The 18,413-nt window shown below is 65.3% G+C and carries 18 protein-coding genes and 1 pseudogene; 8 read left to right on the top strand and 11 right to left on the bottom strand.

Annotated features, from left to right (window positions below):
- Nucleotides 1-6: 6 nt before the first annotated feature.
- The 3 genes from QTH97_RS31875 to QTH97_RS31865 all read right to left on the bottom strand — a co-directional run bounded on the left by QTH97_RS31875 (nt 7) and on the right by QTH97_RS31865 (nt 1,259).
- A complete protein-coding gene (locus QTH97_RS31875; RefSeq protein WP_444813502.1) occupies nt 7-498 on the bottom strand; it encodes an aminotransferase class I/II-fold pyridoxal phosphate-dependent enzyme in 492 nt (163 codons plus the stop codon).
- Nucleotides 499-675: 177 nt separating this feature from the next.
- Nucleotides 676-954 carry a hypothetical protein gene (locus QTH97_RS31870; RefSeq protein WP_286572599.1) on the bottom strand — a complete coding sequence of 93 codons (279 nt, stop codon included), beginning with the start codon at nt 952-954 and terminating at the stop codon, nt 676-678.
- Nucleotides 955-959: 5 nt separating this feature from the next.
- Complete coding sequence (locus QTH97_RS31865; protein ID WP_286572598.1) at nt 960-1,259, bottom strand: hypothetical protein; 300 nt, start codon at nt 1,257-1,259, stop codon at nt 960-962.
- A 324-nt stretch (nt 1,260-1,583) separates the two neighbouring features.
- Between QTH97_RS31865 and QTH97_RS31860 the strand changes: the two genes are divergently transcribed.
- Nucleotides 1,584-2,816: an EAL and HDOD domain-containing protein gene (locus QTH97_RS31860; protein ID WP_286572597.1), complete on the top strand. Its 1,233-nt coding sequence runs from the start codon at nt 1,584-1,586 to the stop codon at nt 2,814-2,816.
- Between the two features lie 323 nt (nt 2,817-3,139).
- On the opposite strand, the gene QTH97_RS31855 is transcribed toward QTH97_RS31860, so the two are convergent.
- From QTH97_RS31855 to QTH97_RS31845, 3 genes are all read right to left on the bottom strand, one after another.
- Entirely contained in the window at nt 3,140-3,406 is a 267-nt protein-coding gene (locus tag QTH97_RS31855; RefSeq protein ID WP_286572596.1) for a hypothetical protein, read from the bottom strand.
- The gene (locus tag QTH97_RS31850; RefSeq protein ID WP_286572595.1) at nt 3,396-4,235 is read right to left on the bottom strand and encodes a helix-turn-helix transcriptional regulator; all 840 of its coding nucleotides are present in this window, start codon (nt 4,233-4,235) and stop codon (nt 3,396-3,398) included. Before QTH97_RS31850 ends, QTH97_RS31855 begins: the two co-directional genes overlap by 11 nt.
- A gap of 322 nt (nt 4,236-4,557) precedes the next feature.
- Nucleotides 4,558-6,063 (bottom strand): sigma-54 interaction domain-containing protein, encoded by a 1,506-nt coding sequence (locus tag QTH97_RS31845; protein ID WP_286572594.1) that lies wholly within the window; start codon nt 6,061-6,063, stop codon nt 4,558-4,560.
- 29 nt (nt 6,064-6,092) lie between these two features.
- Between QTH97_RS31845 and QTH97_RS31840 the strand changes: the two genes are divergently transcribed.
- A complete protein-coding gene (locus tag QTH97_RS31840) occupies nt 6,093-6,890 on the top strand; it encodes an MEDS domain-containing protein (protein WP_286572593.1) in 798 nt (265 codons plus the stop codon).
- A 28-nt stretch (nt 6,891-6,918) separates the two neighbouring features.
- Here the strand turns inward: QTH97_RS31840 and trxA are convergent, their stop codons facing one another.
- From trxA to htpX, 4 genes are all read right to left on the bottom strand, one after another.
- A complete protein-coding gene (gene trxA / locus QTH97_RS31835; RefSeq protein ID WP_286572592.1) occupies nt 6,919-7,302 on the bottom strand; it encodes a thioredoxin in 384 nt (127 codons plus the stop codon).
- Nucleotides 7,303-7,316: 14 nt separating this feature from the next.
- Nucleotides 7,317-8,156, bottom strand: a complete 840-nt coding sequence (locus QTH97_RS31830) for a universal stress protein (protein ID WP_286572591.1) — start codon at nt 8,154-8,156, stop codon at nt 7,317-7,319.
- Between the two features lie 279 nt (nt 8,157-8,435).
- Complete coding sequence (locus QTH97_RS31825; RefSeq protein ID WP_286572590.1) at nt 8,436-9,722, bottom strand: NAD(P)/FAD-dependent oxidoreductase; 1,287 nt, start codon at nt 9,720-9,722, stop codon at nt 8,436-8,438.
- A 10-nt stretch (nt 9,723-9,732) separates the two neighbouring features.
- On the bottom strand, nt 9,733-10,638 hold the full coding sequence (gene htpX, locus QTH97_RS31820) for a protease HtpX (protein ID WP_286572589.1): 906 nt from the start codon (nt 10,636-10,638) through the stop codon (nt 9,733-9,735).
- Between the two features lie 585 nt (nt 10,639-11,223).
- Here htpX and QTH97_RS31815 point away from each other — a divergent pair.
- The 6 genes from QTH97_RS31815 to QTH97_RS31790 all read left to right on the top strand — a co-directional run bounded on the left by QTH97_RS31815 (nt 11,224) and on the right by QTH97_RS31790 (nt 17,056).
- Nucleotides 11,224-11,895, top strand: a complete 672-nt coding sequence (locus QTH97_RS31815; protein WP_286572588.1) for a BON domain-containing protein — start codon at nt 11,224-11,226, stop codon at nt 11,893-11,895.
- Between the two features lie 107 nt (nt 11,896-12,002).
- On the top strand, nt 12,003-12,620 hold the full coding sequence (locus tag QTH97_RS31810; RefSeq protein ID WP_286572587.1) for an HdeD family acid-resistance protein: 618 nt from the start codon (nt 12,003-12,005) through the stop codon (nt 12,618-12,620).
- Between the two features lie 30 nt (nt 12,621-12,650).
- Complete coding sequence (locus QTH97_RS31805; protein ID WP_286572586.1) at nt 12,651-13,217, top strand: Hsp20/alpha crystallin family protein; 567 nt, start codon at nt 12,651-12,653, stop codon at nt 13,215-13,217.
- 30 nt (nt 13,218-13,247) lie between these two features.
- Entirely contained in the window at nt 13,248-13,700 is a 453-nt protein-coding gene (locus QTH97_RS31800; RefSeq protein ID WP_286572585.1) for a PRC-barrel domain-containing protein, read from the top strand.
- A 13-nt stretch (nt 13,701-13,713) separates the two neighbouring features.
- Nucleotides 13,714-16,533: an ATP-dependent Clp protease ATP-binding subunit gene (locus QTH97_RS31795; RefSeq protein WP_286572584.1), complete on the top strand. Its 2,820-nt coding sequence runs from the start codon at nt 13,714-13,716 to the stop codon at nt 16,531-16,533.
- Nucleotides 16,534-16,612: 79 nt separating this feature from the next.
- Nucleotides 16,613-17,056 carry a hypothetical protein gene (locus QTH97_RS31790; RefSeq protein ID WP_286572583.1) on the top strand — a complete coding sequence of 148 codons (444 nt, stop codon included), beginning with the start codon at nt 16,613-16,615 and terminating at the stop codon, nt 17,054-17,056.
- Nucleotides 17,057-17,318: 262 nt separating this feature from the next.
- Here QTH97_RS31790 and QTH97_RS31785 read toward each other — a convergent pair.
- Nucleotides 17,319-18,413 (bottom strand): annotated as a pseudogene (locus QTH97_RS31785) (transposase); the annotation flags it as partial.

Here is an 18,413-nt window from a genome sequence, read left to right as displayed (position 1 = left end):
GTTTGGCTATGTCCGCATGAGCGTGGTCTGCGAGGGTGCCGGCGGCGACGAAAGTTTCTGCTTCATTGCCGTCCGGTGGCGAGCGCGTGACGACTCGCCGCGCACTGTGTCGTGCATCTCCACGGTCTCAACGGCCCCGGCCAGATAGCCGGCGAGCGCCTTGCGCATACGCCGCAGGTGCCGGTCGTAGCCGCCCTGGTCAAGGTACGCCGCAATGGCGGCCTCCGCAGGGATGGCCGGCGAGAGCGTGTACATAAGAAGCATCTGCTCGATCTTCGCTGAAAAGCGTCCGCCGGCCACCCAGCCGACGCGGTAGCCGGGCGCCAGACACCTCGAGAAGGAGCCGCAGTTCATTACCAGACCCTCGTTGTCGAAGGCCTTGGCCGGCAGCGGCCTCTTCGCGCCGAAGAAGAGCTCGGCATAGGCGTCGTCCTCGATCAGCGGGATCGCATGCTTCGCGAGCAGAGCGACCAACGCTTTCTTGCGATCCTCGGGCATCGCTGGGTCCTCGATCAGGCGCCAAGGATCGAGGTCGCGCGCAGGGACTGGCCGAGTTGGCGGTCCGACTTGCCGCGAGCTGGCTTCGAACTTCCCAGGTCGAACCTGAGCTGCCCGGTGACGACGCGCGCCGCCATTCAAGGCACAGGGAGGTGCCTCGGCCGTTGCCACTCAGCTTCAGAAAGATGCCCCTCGTTTGGCCGGAAAGTCGAGTCCGAGTGGCGCGGTGGGCGCGAAGTGCTCGTCTTCGACCTGTTTCTCGAAGTCCCATGCGACCAACCTGAAGCCCGCTGCGTCGATAGGCCAAACCGTGACGCATCGGCCGGCTTTCAATTCGCTGGCTGCGTAGTGCATCGCTTCCTCCACGCGTGCAAACGAAGTCGCTGCACGGGTCTGCTCGTCGAGCCGTTGCATCGTTGAAACCGCCACGGTTGACGTGTTGACAGAATTCTTCATCGCACTCAATCCCTTCCGGTCAAAAGTAGTCCGGCCTGGTAGGCCGTGCGTGCCGCCATCTTGATTTCCTCGAGCAACGCCTTCAAACGCTCTGCGCCATCCCTGGCCGTCAAGGATTCGGGCTGGACCATCAGTTGATGCGCAACGCCCATGAGCATCCTCGATGACTCGAGGCTCTTCTGAACCGCCCTCCGGTCCTGAACGGTGACATTCGATTCGAATGCATCGCCACTCTTGCACCGGTCGAGCATGACTTCTATCAATTGGCGGGCGATCGCCATGTCCATCACTTCAGGGGTTTTCATTCCGATATTCCAAAGCCGAATCAGGAGCGCGCGGCAACGATTCGCAAAGGAAGGCAGTGTTGCCGACCAGGCACCAGCTGCACAGGGTCAGTTCCAACGCATTCGGGCGGTCCAGTTCGGGGGACCGGAGAGCAGCCGATGGACTGGCCCGGTCGAACTAGCACCGACTGACCCTGTTCGGCGCAGGCCGGGTTGCAAACAATCGGAACGCCGGAGATCGAACGGGTTCTTTACACCAAGACAATGCGATTCAATTTTTTCAGCCGCCCGCGCGCGGCCGCAGCATGCGATGTCGAGGCGAACGAGCCGGCCGTCAGCGAGGCCATGCACGTCGAACCAGGCGGCTTCGTGACGTACGCCCTGTTGCTGGACGCGCACAAGCGCGTCAAGGGCTACAAGCTGGCATGGCGCTCGGCATTGCCCCACGACGAGCCGCACGCTTGCGAGCGCTTGCGAGCGCTCCTGTCCTGCGTCGCGACGAACCTCAATCCTCCCAAGACCGGGTGGCGCCTGGGCAGGCTTGTCCTCTTCTTCGACATGACGGTCGAGGGCCTGCTCCTGAACGAGCTGCAGGCCTTGCCACCGGAGAACGTCGTCCTGTGCATGGGTCTCGACGACCTGATGGATGCGGACATCCGGTCGACGCTGCTGCACCTTCGCACGCAGGGTTATGGCTTCATGCTGTGCGGCGCCGAGGTGCTGCCTGAAGACCTCGAGCTGTGCTCCATCATCACCTACGTGGACGTGGGTGACGGCCATCCCGAACTCGTCACGAACATCCGGCGCGAACAGCCGCTACGGACGCCGATCATTCAGCCTATCGCCACGCACATGGCAACCTGGCAGGACTTCGACGCTTGCGCCGCGCGCCGCCTGGATGTTCTCGTGCAGGGCAGGGAAGCGATCGTCCCGACAATGGAAGCGGGGGCTAGCCTGCAGCCGGAATCCATGCTGATCGTCCGCCTGATGCAGACGATCCGACGCAATGAAGACTTGCGCACCATCGAAGCCGCCCTCAAGCATGACGCCGCGCTGACCTACCGCCTGCTGCGCCACATCAATTCGCCCGGTATCGGAATCGGCGTCCAGATCCAGTCGCTGCGCCACGCGGTGGCCATGCTCGGCTATTCGCCGCTGTTTAGATGGCTTTCGGTGCTGCTGGCGACGAGCAACAAGGGCTGCGCGGCGTTCATGACGAAGAAAGCGATCATCCGCGGCCGGTTTGTCGAGCTGATGGGCCAGGGGATAGTGCCGCGGGACGAGGCCGACAACCTCTTCGTAGCCGGCATGTTTTCACTCATCGATCGCTTGCTCGGCGTCTCCCTGGAAGAGGTCCTGGAAAAGGTCCAGCTTTCCGAATCGGTTCAGCTCGCGATTTTGAAGCGCGAGGGCGTGTACGGCCCCCTCGTTGCATTGGCTGAAGCCTGCGAGGTCGACGGCAGCGAGGCGGCGCATTTGTCCGAGTCGCTCTTCATGAGCGCGGAGAAGGTGAACGCCGCGCACCTGTCGGCGTTGGCATGGGCGCAGGACGTGGCCACTGTGGACTCGGCCTGCTAATGGCCAATTGGATTTCGACCTGCTCGGCTCCGTGAGGCGCGCCGCGTGCGCGGGCAATGCCTCTACCTGACCTGGAATACGTTGATGAAACTGACCCTTGGTGGAGCGCCCGATCGGGCTCACATTGATGTTCCCATGCTCGTACCAGTGACGCTTCGGCCCGACTTGACCTTCTACGGGCTAGTCGCCCTGCACGCCAAGGAGGCCCTGCGCGACTGCCAGTGCGAAGGTCGGCCGTACTCTCCCATCGCGCGATGAGCCCCGCCGGGACACTGCGAACGAGGCCGTCACGAGCTTTCGGCCGACTCGACGAACTCCGGCGGTCAGGGCGAGGGCACGCTGCCCTTGCCACTGTCGTCATCGCCTGCGCCATACGTACCCGGGCAGGGGGTGACCCGCGGCCACTCGTACTCTCGCCCCATCATCGCCCTTGCGAACAGGTAGTTGTTCCTCGCGCGTTCGCTGCAATGATCGAGGTCGACATGGCCATGGCAATCACAGGGAAACGAGAGCGCCCGGCCCAGTTGGTACAGCGACTGGAACCGCAGCTCGAACGCGACGGCGTTGTGCATGGATGTCTCATCGGTCATGGTGGCCTCCTGATGGATCAATGGGCCGGCTCGAGGCCTCGCGCGCGCTCGTCCGGAATACCTTCGGCGTGAACCCGGTGTATCGATGAAAGACGCCGGTGAAGTGGCCTTGCGTGCGAAAGCCCACATCAGCGGCCACTTCGATGATCGGCGAGTCGGTGCCGGCCAGGAGCTCCTTGGCGCGTTGGATGCGCTGCAGAAGGATGTACAGGTGCGGCGACTGTTCCGTCGATTGCTTGAACATCCGCGCGAAATGAAAGGGGCTCAGATTCACTTCGGCGGCCAGCTGTTCGACGCGGATCGTCTCGCCGAGATGCTCGGCAACGAAGGTGCGGACGCAGCGCATCTTGTGGGCCGCCAATCCGCCGGTGGGCATGGCCTTCGCAGGTCCCGCGGCCACGTAGTTCCTGGCGACGTGGGCAGCCAGCAGGGCGGCCAATGCGTTCAGGAAACTGGCCGCCAGTCGGTGGCTCGGGAATTCCCGGTCGACAGCGTCGGCGACTTCGCGGATCAGCGAATCGGTCGCCGCATGGGGTTGGACAAAGCTGAACTCGTCGCTGCCCAGCGCGGCACGGGCCGTCTCGCTGAAGAAGGGCTCTGCGATGCTGAGGATGAGCGTGTTGGAGCCGGGTCTGTCTGCAAGCGAATGAGGGAGCGCCGGCGGAACAACAGCGACCAGCGGCGCGCGGACGTAAGCGGTTCGGTCTCGCGCGGCCTCCATGCGATGGGTGGTGAACAGATTCGCGGTTTCCTTCGGCACGAGGATGTCGACAGAATTGCGTGTGCGCACGCTGCCGAGATCCGCTGCACCCAGATGCGCAATGCGCATGACCGGATCGCACACAGTTCCTGGAGGCGGAGGAGACGGCCGCTTTGGAAAATGGACACTCAACAAGCCGTCGTTTGCGGCATGGTTTTCTGCAAGCATGGGGCCCCCTTCTTCAACTGTTTCCTGCGCTGCCGACGACAGGCATGCTGTTCATCTCGCAAGGGACGTGCCGATGTCGCGAGCGCGGGCGAATGACGCGCTGCCTTGCAAAATCACGAGGCGTGACAAGGGTTTGGGCCAGCAGGACCGCGCTCGCGACTCGCTTGATGAGGCACGGGGCTGCCGGCCCTCCGTCACCGCTGCCGGCATTTCGGCAGCGCGGTCAATTGCGCGTGATGCCGAGCTTCTGCATCTTGGATTGCAGCGACGTGCGCTTCATGCCCAGCTTGGCGGCCGCACCGGCAGGGCCGGCGATGACCCAGTTGCATTCTTCCAGGGCCCGCAGGATATGCTGGCGCTCCATGCGTTCGAGACTTTCGTCCGAGGCATCTTCCGCATTGGGGCGAAGCTTCAATTCGCCGGCCGGGACTTCCAGCGTGGCGCCTTGCGTGAGGATTACGCAGCGCTCAATGAAGTTCGACAGTTCACGCACGTTGCCCGGCCAGGAATACCGGCAGAGCGCCGCCAGGCTTTCGGGGGCAATGGTCGTGATTGACCGGTTGTTGGCGCGCGCGTGAACCTGCAGAAAGTGCTGGGCCAGCACGGGGATGTCGTCCGCGCGATGGCGCAAGGGCGGCGTCTCGATCGGGAATACCTTCAGGCGGTAGTAGAGATCGTCGCGAAAGGTGCGGGCGGCGACCATCCGCGCCAGATCGCGATTGGACGCCGCGATCAGACGCACGTCGGTCTTCTGCGTGTGGGTGCTTCCCAGGCGTTCGAACTCGTGCTCCTGCAGCACGCGCAACAGCTTGGCCTGCAGTTCAAGCGGAATCTCGCCGACCTCGTCGAGGAAGATGGTGCCCTTGTCGGCCAGTTCGAAGCGCCCGATGCGCTTGCCGACGGCTCCGGTGAAGGCGCCTTTCTCGTGTCCGAACAACTCGGCTTCGATCAGCCCGGTGGGGATGGCTGCGCAGTTGAGCCGGACAAAGGGGTATTGCCGGCGGCGGCTGAGCCGGTGTATGGCATGCGCGATCAGCTCCTTGCCGGTCCCCGTCTCGCCCTGGACGAGGACGCATGCATTGGTCGGCGCAACGCGCTCCACCAGCGCCAGTGCCTGTGCGAGCGACTTGCTGCGACCGATGATCTCGCCCCAAGGCTGTTCGGTTTCCTGGCGCAGGTAGGCGTTGTGCGCCTTGATCTCGTCGTTGAGCCGTTCCGCGGCCTCGGCGCGCTGTCGGGTGGCGGCCAGCTGTGCCCGCTGGAGTTCGACGGCCGCCTGGTTCGCGGCCACCCGCAGCAGCAGCGTTTCGGTGGCGCTCGGAAATCCGGGGCGCCGGGAGGCAGCCAGCATCACTCCGACCTCTTTCTTGACGCCGAGCCATAGGTGCGTGACGCGGAGATCGCCTTGCTGGAACGGATTCGGCACCACATAGGGCACGCCGGGGTGCTGTGCCAGTAGCCACGGCTCGATGACTGCGCCGATCTCGTCCGCACGTCGGGCGATGTCGGGCAGATGCTCGCTGCGTGCCAGCTCGAGCATCGGCGCCGCCTCGCCGTCCAGCCGCGCGTATGCCAAGTCCAGGGCCAGCATGCGCGCCAGCATCTCAAGCAACGTTCGCAGGATGGACATTGGGTCGCGGCTGTCCCACAGGGACGGCAGAGCGAGCAAACTCATCAGTCCGCTGATGCAGTCCTGAAGGCGGCGGATTTCAATGGCGGTTTCATCCATGGTCTGCGATTCAAGGGCAACCAGCAAGCGTGGCACGGATCGCCCTCGGAAAGTGCACTTTCTTTTTCAGAAAGGTGCTAAAAGATTCTGAGGATCCGCGTGCGACCGCTCGCGCCGCGCGCGGTTTGGCGTACGTTGGCAGAAAACCTGGAGGAAATATCATGAATTCGAGTTTCACCGGCCTCGTGGCTTTGTCGTCCGGTCAGGGCGAACAGGTCGCCATGGAAATCGCAGGCTCGACACTGGGCAAGTACCGCCACATCTGCGCCTTCTTCCGCACCGCCGAGGAGGAAAACCGCATCATGATGCCCTTCATCAAGGATGGGCTCGAGCGAGGCGATCGGGCCTTCCAGATCGTTGACGCGTCGCTTCGCGATGAACATCTGCGGCAGCTCTATGCGGCCGGCATCGACGTCGCGCAGGAGGAGCGCGAAGGGATGCTCGAGGTCCACTCGGTGTTCGACATGTACCTGCGGGACGGGCACTTCGACGTTTCCCGCATGCTCAGCTTCATCCAGCAGCATATCTCGGGCGGTGCGCAGACCCCGATCTCACGGATCACCGGTCACGCCGAATGGGCTGGCGAAGACTGGCCGGGCGTGGAAGACTTCCTCGAGTACGAAGCCCGCCTCAACGACGTAGTGCCGGAAGGGCGCGATACCGTGGTGTGCATGTACGACCTTTCGAAGACCAGTGCGGCGCTGATGGCAGACGTCCTGCGCACGCACCCCGTCACTATTCTCGGTGGCGTGCTGCACGAGAACCCCTTCTTCACACCTGCGGACCAATTCATCACCGAACTTCGTGCGCGCAAGGAAGCGTCCTGACGGCCCGCCTTCCGGCGCAGCAGGCTCGTTACCAGTCCAGGTCGATCTGCGGGCGCCCCGGATCCTGTTGCACCGCGGCAGGTCTGCGCGGCAGGTGCCGGTCCACGAAGGCGGCGAGCTGGGACTCGCTCATCATCCCCGGCTGCATGGCCAGCTTCTGGCTCTGGTGGAACAGCATCAGCGTGGGCACCGAACGGATCGCATATTTCGCCGCGATGGACGGCGCCTCGTCGATGTCGACCTTGACGACGGCCAGTTCCTGACGCCGGCGCTCCGCGAAGGACTCCAGCGCCGGCGCCATGGCCTGGCACGGTCCGCACCAGGAGGCCGAAAAATCGACCAGCACCGGATTCTGCTGCGCGGCGAGCGTCGATTCGAAATCGCGTTCGCCTGCATGGATTACTGCTGACATGTGGCCTCCCTCTTTCAATGCGCCATCAGCACGGGCAGCGTCATCGAGCGCAGCACGGTCCGCGTCACGCCGCCGAGCAGCAGTTCGTGGATGCGATGGTGACCGTAGCAGCCCATCACCAGCAGGTCACTGGCCTGATCCGCGGCGTGGGACAGCAGCAGCTCGCCCAGCTCACTCGGCTCGTCGGGGTAGCGGTTCGCGGACGCCTCGACGCCATGCCAGCGCAGCGCGCGCACGATGCCGAAGGTGGTCTCCGCCGGGCCGTAGTTGTCCGGTCCCCAGGACACCACGTGCACGCGCTTGGCGCGCCGTATCAGCGGCAGCGCGCCGGCAACGGCGCGGGCACATTCGCGCGTGGGCTTCCATGCGATGAGCACGTTCTGGCCGACGGCCGGATAACGCCCGACATACGGAAGCACCAGGGCCGGCTTACCGCTTTCCATCACGACCGATTCGACGAAGTCCCTCGGAACGTCCCGCGTTCGCGGCTCTTCGGGATCATGCTGGCCCAGCACCATCAGATCGACATAGAGCGAGGCCTGCGCCGTGCCCCATACGGGCGGATCGCCCGGCACCTCCGCCCAGGTCATGGCCGGATCGCCGGAGGCCAGGGCCCCGTTGAACAGGGTGCGGGCGAAGTCGCGATGCTCGGGGTCGATCTGGGGCACGATCGGCACGGCCAGGGCCTCGACATCGACGCGCAGCGGCAAGGGCAACAAGCGCGGCTCGATGGCCAGCAGCGCGATCAGGGTCGCCGCGCCGTGGGCCGGCGCGATCTTGCGCGCCATCGCGAGCCGCTCCGCGCAGCGCGGCGAGGCATCCAGGTGAACCAGGATGGATTGGTAGCCGTCCATGTCATTGCTCCCGGTGCGCTGCCGCGACGGGCACATCGTCCGTATCCATGGATGAGGTCCTGGAATCTGGCTGTGCGCACGGGGCGAGAGCCAGCGCGACGACGAGGGAAAGTGTCTTCATCGGGTCTCCTTGAGATTGCAGGTCAAAGATGTGATGGGTCGAGCATAGGAATCGCACCTGCGCCGCGTCTTCCTGGGGCCTGCGATTCGTGTCCAATTGCGGGGGTGACGGCTGCGGCGGGCCTATTGGCAGTTGATGACGTGTGAAGAAGGCGACATTCAGCTGGCGTCGAGATGGCGGTGCACAAAGGCCACCGCCATCGCGCCTTCGCCCACCGCCGACGCGACGCGGCGCACCGCGTTGTGCCGCACGTCGCCGGCCGCGAAGACGCCTGGGGTGCTCGTCTCGAGAAAGTACGGCTCGCGGTCCAGCGGCCACTGCGGCGGGCGCCGGCCACCTTGCAGCAGATCAGGGCCGGTGAGGACGTAGCCTGCCTCGTCACGCTCCATGCCGATCGATTCCGCCCAATGGGTTTGCGGCTCGCCGCCGATGCACACGAAGAGCCATTGCGTCGCGACGCGGCGTTCGGCACCGGTGGCGAGGTCGCGCAACGTGATCTCGCGCAGCGCGGCATCGCCGTGCAGCGCACTCACCTCCGTGCGCGCAAGGACCTCGATGTTGGCACTGGTGGCAATGCGGTCGATCAGGTAGCGCGACAGGGTGCCCTTCAGCGATGCGTCCCGTATCACCATGCTGACGCGACTCGCGTGCGGCGCGAAGTGCATCGCCGCCTGGCCGGCCGAGTTGCCGCCGCCGACGATGAACACATGCTGACCGCGCGCCAGCGGTGCCTCGCTGGCGCCGGCGCCGTAGTAGAGGCCGGAGCCCATCAACTGATCCTCGTTGGGCAGTCCGAGCCGCCGGTAGGCCACGCCGGTGGCACAGATCGCGGCGCGCGCGACGATTCGAGTGCCGTCCTCGAGCACGCCCACGCCGCGTCCGGGCTCCAGTTCTGCGCGCACGCCTTCGCGGGCGAGCAGGATCTCGACGCCGAACTTGCACGCCTGGTCGCGGGCGCGCTCCGCGAGGTCCATGCCGCTGATGCCCTGCGGAAATCCCAGGTAGTTCTCGATCTTCGAACTGCTGCCGGCCTGGCCGCCGACCGCCAGGCGCTCGACCAGAACGGTCGACAGGCCGTCGGCCCCGGCGTACACCGCGGCGCTCAGGCCGGCCGGCCCGGCGCCGTAGATGGCCAGGTCGTATTCCGAGCGCGACGGATTCCTGAACCAGCCGAGCTTCTCGGTGATCTGCCGGATCGTCGGGCATTCCATGCGTGTGCCGTCGGGGAAGAGGCAGACCGGCAGGCGCGCATCGTGCAGGTGGTCGACTTGCGCTTTGCTGCGTGCGCTTTCGTCGCTCGGCAGAGGGACCCATTCGAAGGGCACGTCGCTGCGGTGCAGGAAGTCGCGTATAACCCAGGCGGCGGCATTGCCCAGCCGTCCGTAGATCTTCACCAGCGCCGGCCCCGCCGGCGACGGCGGGGCTCTCAAATCGTTGAAGGCCATGATCGGAGCCTCAGTTCGCCCACGGCACGGGGCTTTCATGTCCCACCTGCAGCGCCGCGATGCGTCGCTCCAGCGGCGGATGGCTCGCGAACAGATGCATCCACGACGGCAGGCCGGCGAAGCCAAGCGTCCGAAGCGGTTGCGGCAGCTCACCGGCTTCGATGCCGCCCAGGCGGCCGAGCGCGCGGATCATCGGCTCCGGTGTTCCCAAGAGGTGTGCCGACCCCGCGTCGGCGCGGAACTCGCGGTGGCGCGAGAACCACGCCACGATCAGCGAAGCGGCGATGCCGAACACGATCTCGCAGGCGAACACGGTTGCGTAATAGCCGATCCCGCCGCCGGCGTGTTCGTCATCGTCGCGGCGAAACACTAGCCTGTCGACCAGGTACCCGACCATGCGCGCGAAGAACACCACGAAGGTGTTGACCACGCCCTGGACCAGGTTCATGGTCACCATGTCACCGTTGGCGACGTGTGACACCTCGTGGCCGAGCACCGCCTCGATCTCCGCGCGGTTCATGCTTTGCATCAGGCCGGTCGACACGGCCACGAGCGATGCGTTGCGAAAGGCACCGGTCGCGAAGGCGTTGGGTGCACCCGGGTAGATCGCGACCTCCGGTTCGCCGATGCCCGCGCGCCGCGCCAGCGCGTGCACGGTGTCGCGCAGCCAGACCTCGTCGGTGCTCTGCGGCTGCTCGATGACCCGCGCGCCGGTGGACCATTTTGCGATCTGCTTGGACATCAGCAGCGACACCAAAGAACCGCCGAAGCCGATCACCAGCGAGAAGATCATCAGTGCGCCGACGTCCAGCCCATTGGCAGTCAGGAAGCGGTCCACGCCCAGCAGCCGCAGCGTGACCGACATCACCAGCATCACCGCGAGGTTGGTGGCGAGGAAGAGGAACAGGCGCTTCATCGGGCTTCTCCTTGAGTGGGGTTCGGCGCATTCAGTACTGCGAAGCGGGGGTTTCGTCAGATTCGAGAATCGTCGGCTCGGCATGCCTGCTCCTGATCTCCAATGACTGACTCTCGACAGGTCAGCGTAGGCGCAGCGGCCGCAGCCGTCTTCCGCATTCCTGCGCATACTGGCGAAGGACAGCGCGTCGCATTTCAAGCACATGGCACCGCGAGCGAAGGCCGCATAGCAGGTCACCGAGCGCGTCTCTACCTGGTAGTGATGCAACGCGTGGAGCGTGCGAGGCCGCTGCCGCGCGACAGCGAGATGGCGCAGATCGACGTCGCGGCCGGCGGGCTTCAGTCCGCAGGGGCATCACTGCGGCGTGTTTAGCCGCTCGCGCAGCTTCCGGATGAAAGCGCGGAAGACGCTTGATTCGTTGCGCGCAGCCCCGCGAAATAGCTGCGCAGGTCTGAGCAAGACCGGGCCGGTCTGCCGACCTATTCTTCAAGCAACCGACTTTCGCGCCATTGCGCCCGCGTGTGGTTGTCGGATGGAAGTCGCTTCTCCCCTGCGGGCGCTGGATGAACAGATAGAGGATCAACCATGACTGTTGCTACCGCTGCCCGCACCGACCTCGATATTCAGAACGAGGTGCTGGCCGAACTGAAATGGGAACCACGCGTGCAATCCAACGAGATCGGCGTGGCCGTGAAGGAAGGCGTCGTCACGCTGACCGGCTATGTCGATTCCTACACCAAGCGCTGGGCGGCGGAAGAGGCTTCGCATCGCGTGCGCGGAGTGAAGGCCGTGGCCAACGACATCGAGGTCCGGCTGGGTACCAGCTACGAGCGCAACGACTCCGACATCGCCGCCTCCGCAGCGCGCGCCCTGCAATGGGACATTCTGCTGGAGCGGGAAAAGATCGACGTCACCGTCTCCAAGGGCTGGGTCACCCTGAAGGGCACGGTCGACTGGCAATACAAGAAGCAGCAGGCCGAGCGCGTAGTGCGCAATCTCGCCGGCGTGAAGGGCGTCAGCAACCTGATCGAGGTGAAGCCCAAGGCGCAACCTTCGGACATCAAGAAGAAGGTCGAGGAGGCGCTGCTACGCAGCGCGCAAACCGACGCCGAGCGGATCACGGTCGAGGTGGACGGCGGCAAGGTGACCCTCAAGGGCAGGGTGCGCGCCTGGGCCGAGCGCGAGGAGGCGGAGCGCGCGGCCTGGAAGGCGCCCGGCGTCAGCGCGGTCGAGAACCGCATCACGATCGGTCTCTGAGTCCGGCTGCGCACCTTTGCGGTACGAACGGCAGGATCGGGCAAGACAGGTCGTCGCCGGCGGCCTAGCCTCGATCCTCCCACCGACTTATACGAAGGAGCATTCAGATGTCGACCAAGGCAGATCCCGGGGCGCATGACGAGTCATCGAAGACGCAAGCCGACGGCGCGGCGTCCTGGATGCTGATTCTGCGCGGGGCATTCGCGATCCTGTTCGGCGTGCTCGCGATCGCGTGGCCGGGCCTCACGCTGATCCTGCTCCTGGCGATGTTCGCGGCCTACACGCTGGTGGGCGGTTTCGCCTCGGTGGCGGCCGCCTTCGTGAGGCGGCGCAGCGATCGGCAATGGTGGCTGCTTCTGCTGCTGGGCATCGTGAGCGTTGGGGCCGGCGTCTATACGTTGGTCTATCCCACGCTGACCGCCCTCGTGCTCGTGCTGGTCATGGGCGTCAACGCGGTATTGACTGGTGCACTCGACATCGTGCTTGCGATCCGCCTGCGCCGCGTGCTGCGCAGGCAGTGGCTACTGGTGCTGTGCGGCGTCGTTTCGCTGGTGTTCGGCGCGCTGGTCATCGCGGTGCCCGGGGCTGGCGCGCTGACCCTCGTGTGGCTGATCAGCCTGCATGCGGTGCTCACCGGCGTGCTGCTGCTCGGCATGGGCTTGCACATCAGACGGGCAGCAAAAGAACCCGCGACGCACGCACCGCTGCCCGCCGGCAGCCATTGAGCGTCTTCAGTTTCTACCAGGAGCATGAACATGACACTCGGTCCACAGAAGTGGTTTCCTTTCAAGTTCAACCGAGGCAGCGCGGCCGCGCGGCCTGCCGACAGCGGCACCACCCCCGAGGCATCGTCGCAGGCGCGCTCGTCCACCGAGTGGCCCGCACCGACGCAGCTGCTGCAGGCGCTGGATCCCTTCAACATGCTGCCAGGCCCGTTGCGCGGCCCCTTCGGCGGCACAAGCGGTTGGTTCGGCGACTTCGGCCCGTGCCTGTTCGAGCCGCGCATCGACATCGTCGACGACGGCGACGCATTGCGTCTCACCGCGGAGCTGCCCGGCATGGAAAAGAAGGACCTGGAGATCGACGTCGAAGACGACGTCCTGGTGTTGCGCGGCGAGAAGCGCGTGGATGCCAAGCAGGTCGGGAAGGCCGCCTGCTATCCGCTCGAGCGGGCCTTCGGCAGCTTCCAGCGCGTGCTGCCGCTGCACGATGGCGTGGACCTGGAGCACGCCGAGGCACGGTTCGACCAGGGCGTGCTGACGCTGCGTCTACCAAAGAAGGCCGGCAAAACCAAGGCTTCGCGCAAGCTCGAGATCAAGTGATTCTCTTCAACCCCTAAGGAGTAATACATCATGGACACGAAACATCTTCGCACCGGCGTCGCTTGTGCAATGCTCGGCCTCGGCCTGACGCAACTCGCCGGCGGCCAAGCGGCCCCTGACCCCGCAGCGCCGAAGGAAGCGGCCACCAAGGCGGCCCCGGCACCTGTGGCCGCGAAGGCCACGATCGGCGTGACCATCGCCGAAACGCAGCTGGTCGCCACCGGCTACCGCGCCTCGAAGCTGCTTCACCAGGATGTCTACAACGAAAAGGGCGAAAAGATCGGCAAGGTTGACGACCTCGTGGTCTCGACCGACGGCAACCTCTCGACCGCGATCGTGAACGTCGGCGGCTTTCTCGGCATGGGTAAGCACCTGGTTGCGATTCCGGTGCGTCAGTTCACGCACATCGCGCCGAAGGCCGTGCTGCCCAAGGCGAGCAAGGACGAGCTGAAGGCTCTGCCGAAGTTCGAATACACCGCCTGATGAAGGAGCAGTCATGGCCAAGTGCGACGTGTGCGGACGCCCCGCCTCCACCCAACTGACCCTGCGCGAAGGCGGCAAGACCCGCCAGGTCGCACTTTGCGACGAACACTATGCCGAGGCGATGGGCAACGCCTTCGGGCGCTCGCCGCTCGAGTCGTTGTTCGGCGGCGGTCTGTTCGACGAGTTCCAGAGCTTCTTCGGCGATCGCGGCTCGCTGTTCCGCGAGTCGCCAGGCGCCGGCGGCGCAAGCGGCGACAAGGCGCGGCCACATGCCGGCGCGCCGCGGCGCCAGCGCTCGCGCGAGGCGGTGGACCTGCGCAGCTTCCTGAACGAAGCGGCGATGGATCGGCTCCAGGTCGCAGCCGAGAAGGCGCTGGAGTACGGCAAGGACGAGGTCGACACCGAGCACCTGCTGCTGGCGCTGCTCGACAACGAAATCGTTCAGGAGATCCTGCGCGACTACAAACTGTCGGAGTCGGATTTTCGGTCGAACATCGAAGAGAACGCGCCCCGCGGCGAGCGCAAGGTCGAGAAGGGCGAGACGCCGCAGATCGGCGTGTCGCCGCGCGCCAAGAGCGCCCTTGAGCAGGCCATGATCGTGTCGCGCGAACTTGGCCACAGCTATGTCGGGCCGGAGCACATCCTGATCGGCCTCGTGGAAGAAGAAGACGGCTTTGCCGGCGAACTGCTGCGCAAACTCGGCCTCAATTCGCAGTCGCTGCGCCAGAAGGTCGTCAAGGTCGTCGGTAAGGGTGCCGAGGAAGGCAAGCTCAAGCAGCGCAGCGGCACGCCGACGCTCGACAAGTACGGCCGCGACCTGAGCGAACTGGCCCGACAGGGCAAGCTCGACCCGGTGATCGGCCGCGCCCAGGAGATCGAAACGACGATCGAGGTGCTGGCGCGCCGCAAGAAAAACAACCCGGTGCTGATCGGAGAACCCGGCGTCGGGAAGACCGCGATCGTCGAGGGCCTGGCGCAGCGCATCGTGCAGGACCAGGTGCCCGACGTGCTGCGCGGCAAGCGCGTGATGGAGCTCAACGTCAACAGCATGGTCGCGGGCGCCAAGTACCGCGGCGAATTCGAGGAGCGCGTCAAGCAGGTGCTCGACGAGATCATCGACAGGCAGGACGAGCTGATCATCTTCATCGACGAGCTGCACACCATCGTCGGCGCGGGTGCCGGCGGCGGCGAAGGCGGGCTGGACATCGCCAACGTGTTCAAGCCCGCGCTGGCGCGCGGCGAGCTTCACCTGATCGGCGCGACCACGCTCAATGAGTACCAGAAGTACATTGAGAAGGATGCAGCGCTGGAGCGGCGCTTCCAGCCGGTGATGGTGCCCGAGCCCAGCATCGAGGACACGATCGAGATCCTGCGCGGCCTGCGCGACCGCCTGGAGGCGCACCACAAGGTGAAGATCAGCGAAGGCGCGATCGAGGCCGCCGCCAAGCTCTCGGCACGCTACATTGCCGCGCGCTTCCTGCCTGACAAGGCGATCGACCTGATCGACCAGGGTGCGGCACGGGTGCGCATCCATGCCAGCTCCCGGCCGCACGAGCTGCAGCATATCGAAGCGAACGTCCGCAAGCTGCGTCAGGAGCAGGACGCCGCCGGTGCGGCCAAGCAGTACGACAAGGCCAAGGACCTGGGCGACCGCATCAAGGGCGACGAGAAGAAGCTCGCCGACGCGACTGCGGCCTGGAAGAAGCGGCGTGGCACCAGCTCTTCCGAAGTGAGCGTGGAGGATGTGGCGCAAATCGTCTCGGCGCTGACCGGCGTGCCGGTGTCCGAGCTGACCACCGAGGACCGCGAGAAGCTGCTCCAGCTCGAAGACCGGCTGCGAGAACGCGTGGTCGGCCAGGAGGAGGCGGTACACGCCGTCAGTGAGGCCGTGCGCCTGGCGCGAGCCGGCCTGGGCGAAGCAGGCAAGCCGACCGCGACCTTTCTGTTCCTCGGGCCCACCGGCGTCGGCAAGACCGAGCTGGCCAAGGCCCTGGCGGCGACGGTCTTCGGCAGCGAGGAGTCGCTGGTGCGCATCGACATGAGCGAGTATTCCGAGCGGCACACGGTCGCCCGGCTGGTCGGCGCGCCGCCGGGCTACGTGGGCTACGAGGAGGGCGGCCAGCTCACCGAGCGCGTGCGGCGCCGGCCCTACAGCGTCGTGCTGCTCGACGAGATCGAGAAGGCGCATTCCGAGGTGCACAACATCCTGCTGCAGCTGTTCGACGAGGGGCGCCTCACCGACGGCAAGGGGCGGGTGATCGACTTCACCAACACCATTGTTATCGCCACCAGCAACCTCGGGTCGGACGTGATCCAGCGCAACCTCAAGGCCGAAGATCGCGAAGTTCTCGAGTACCCGGCGCTGCGCGACCGGTTGATGGAACTGCTGCGCCACCACTTCCGGCCCGAGTTCCTGAACCGAGTCGACGAGGTCGTGGTCTTCCACGCGCTGGGCAGGCCGGAGATTCATGCCATCGTCGGGCTCCAGCTGCAGCGCGTGGCGCGCACGGCGGCCGCGCAGAACGTGCAGCTGGAGTTCGACGACTCGCTGGTCGACCACCTCGCGGAGATCGGCTACGACCCGGAGTTCGGCGCCCGCATGCTCAAGCGCAAGCTGCGCTCGGAGGTCGAATCGCGGCTGGCAACTGCCATGCTCAAGGGCGAAGTGTCTGCGGGCCAGAGCGTGAAGCTCGGCTACGACCCGGTTCAGAAGGCGCTCCGCATCGACAAGGTGTCCGACGGGACGGCCCCGAAGCGGCGCGCCGACGCGACAAAGACGAAAGTGCAAGCAGAGGCGGAAGCGGGGACGGAGGCTGGCACGGTGACGGCCTGAGCGCTGCGCGACGACCGCCCGAACGGCGTGTTTAGGCAGCTGCACAGAACTAGGGTCCAGCCTGAACAGGCTGTTCCGAATGCTGAGGCCCTGCCTAGCGGCACGCCTGGACCGCGAGGCCATGGAGCGTGAGGAGGCGCTGCGGGATTCGTCCAGCGAGGCGACGGGCTTGCGCCGCCTGCACGAGTGCTCGACACGGCGGCTCACTATCAGGGGCTTGCAGCCGTTGCTCGCGGAGGTGATCGACGCGATGATTGGGCTGCACGGGGGCGGCGTCAGCCTCGTGCATCTGGTCGAACGTGGGAGAAGCGACCCGGTGGCCGTGGCGCAGCGCGGGATATCCGAGAGTTGCTCGGCAATGTCGCCCGGACCCAGGACGACGGCATGGCCTGCCGCCGGGCCGCTGCATAGCGGTGCGCGGTCCATCGTCGAGGACGTGGACCGATCCGGGCTACGGGTCGCACCGCGCTCGCTGTTCGACCTCTACGGGTTGCTGCGCGAAGTGGCCGGCATGGTGAAGTGACCCGTTTTCAGACAACACGATCGCGTGGGAAGCGTAAAACGGAGACGTGCGTGGCGGCGATCATCCGATACCACCAACGTGCGTCACCCCGATGAGGTCGTTTGGGTAGAAGCACCCGCTGCGTCCGACTGACCTCACCCGGGCCAATTCTGTTGAAAAACTCGTCTCGAACACTGGGCCGCCCGCGATACGCGGCACTGGCTTTTCGGGCTTCGAGTTCGTCAGCAGGATCGAATCGTTCGCGAAGCTTCTGCGGGCGTTTTCACGTCGTCTTGAAGTGCATTGCTTGTACGCCTGGCATCAGTTGCTTTGACGTGCGCGTCAGGCTCTGTGCGGTTGCCGCCAACAGGAACTCATCTTGCGTAACCGGCGGCCCGCGCAATCGCAGGCGATCCAGTTTGAGGATGCGCTCCAGGTGCGCAAAGAGGATCTTGACTTTCTTTCGATCCCGCCGAGACTGCTTGTACGCAGGCGTGGCGGCGAGCCGGCGAGCGACATCCCGAGATCGCTCGGGCGCGCTGCGCGCGATCCTTCGGTTCGGCATATTGGGATAACACTGTTGCTTGATTGGGCATCCGATGCAGTTATGCTCACTCGCGCTGTAGAGGATCGTTCCGGCCTTGGTGATGCGATCGCGTGGCCTGGTGAACTTGCGACGATCGCTGAGTAGCGCGTGGCCTTGTGGGCAGCGGTATTCGTTGGCGAACTCACTGCTCGACAGCGTGCCGTCTTTGCGCTCGCTCTTGTCCAAACACGGGCACATGCGGCGTGATGCCCTTGTCCTCGACCATCCACCCGAGCATCGGGCCTGTTCATAGGCTGTATCCCAACCAGGCGCTGGGGCTTCATGCCGAAGCGTTCCTCAACGCGATCGATCATCGTCTTGGTCGACTCCACTTCGGACGTACGGTGCGCAGGCGTCGCCTCGACGTCCACGATGATTCCTGCCTGCAAGTCGATCAGGTAGTTGGTTGAGTAGGTGTAGAAGGCAGGGCGGCCTGGAGCGGCCGTCCATTGCGCTGCAGGGTCGGTCAACGAGATGTTCTTTTCGGGGGTCGGGGGTCCCGGTGGGTCATCCGCATCATCGACTGGCGGATTGCTCTCTTCCAGGGCTGCAAGGTATTCGCGAACAGCGCGGCTTGGCCCATCGCCCTTGCTCCACTCGGTGGTGTCGGCCCCCACGCCACCGCGAGCGCGCTTGGCGTCCGCCTTGATGATGCTCCCCTCCACCGCAAATCCTTCACCGCGTACAAGGCCTTCGCTCATGCAGCGCCGCAGCACGTTCTCGAAGACGTGGCGCAACGCGTCGCTGTCGCGGAAGCGCCCGTGCCGGTGCTTGGAGAAGGTCGAATGGTCG

The sequence above is a fragment of the Variovorax gracilis genome (assembly GCF_030317115.1).
In the GTDB taxonomy this organism is placed as follows: Bacteria; Pseudomonadota; Gammaproteobacteria; order Burkholderiales; family Burkholderiaceae_C; genus Variovorax; species Variovorax gracilis.
This window is presented reverse-complemented; position numbering and strand designations above follow the sequence as displayed.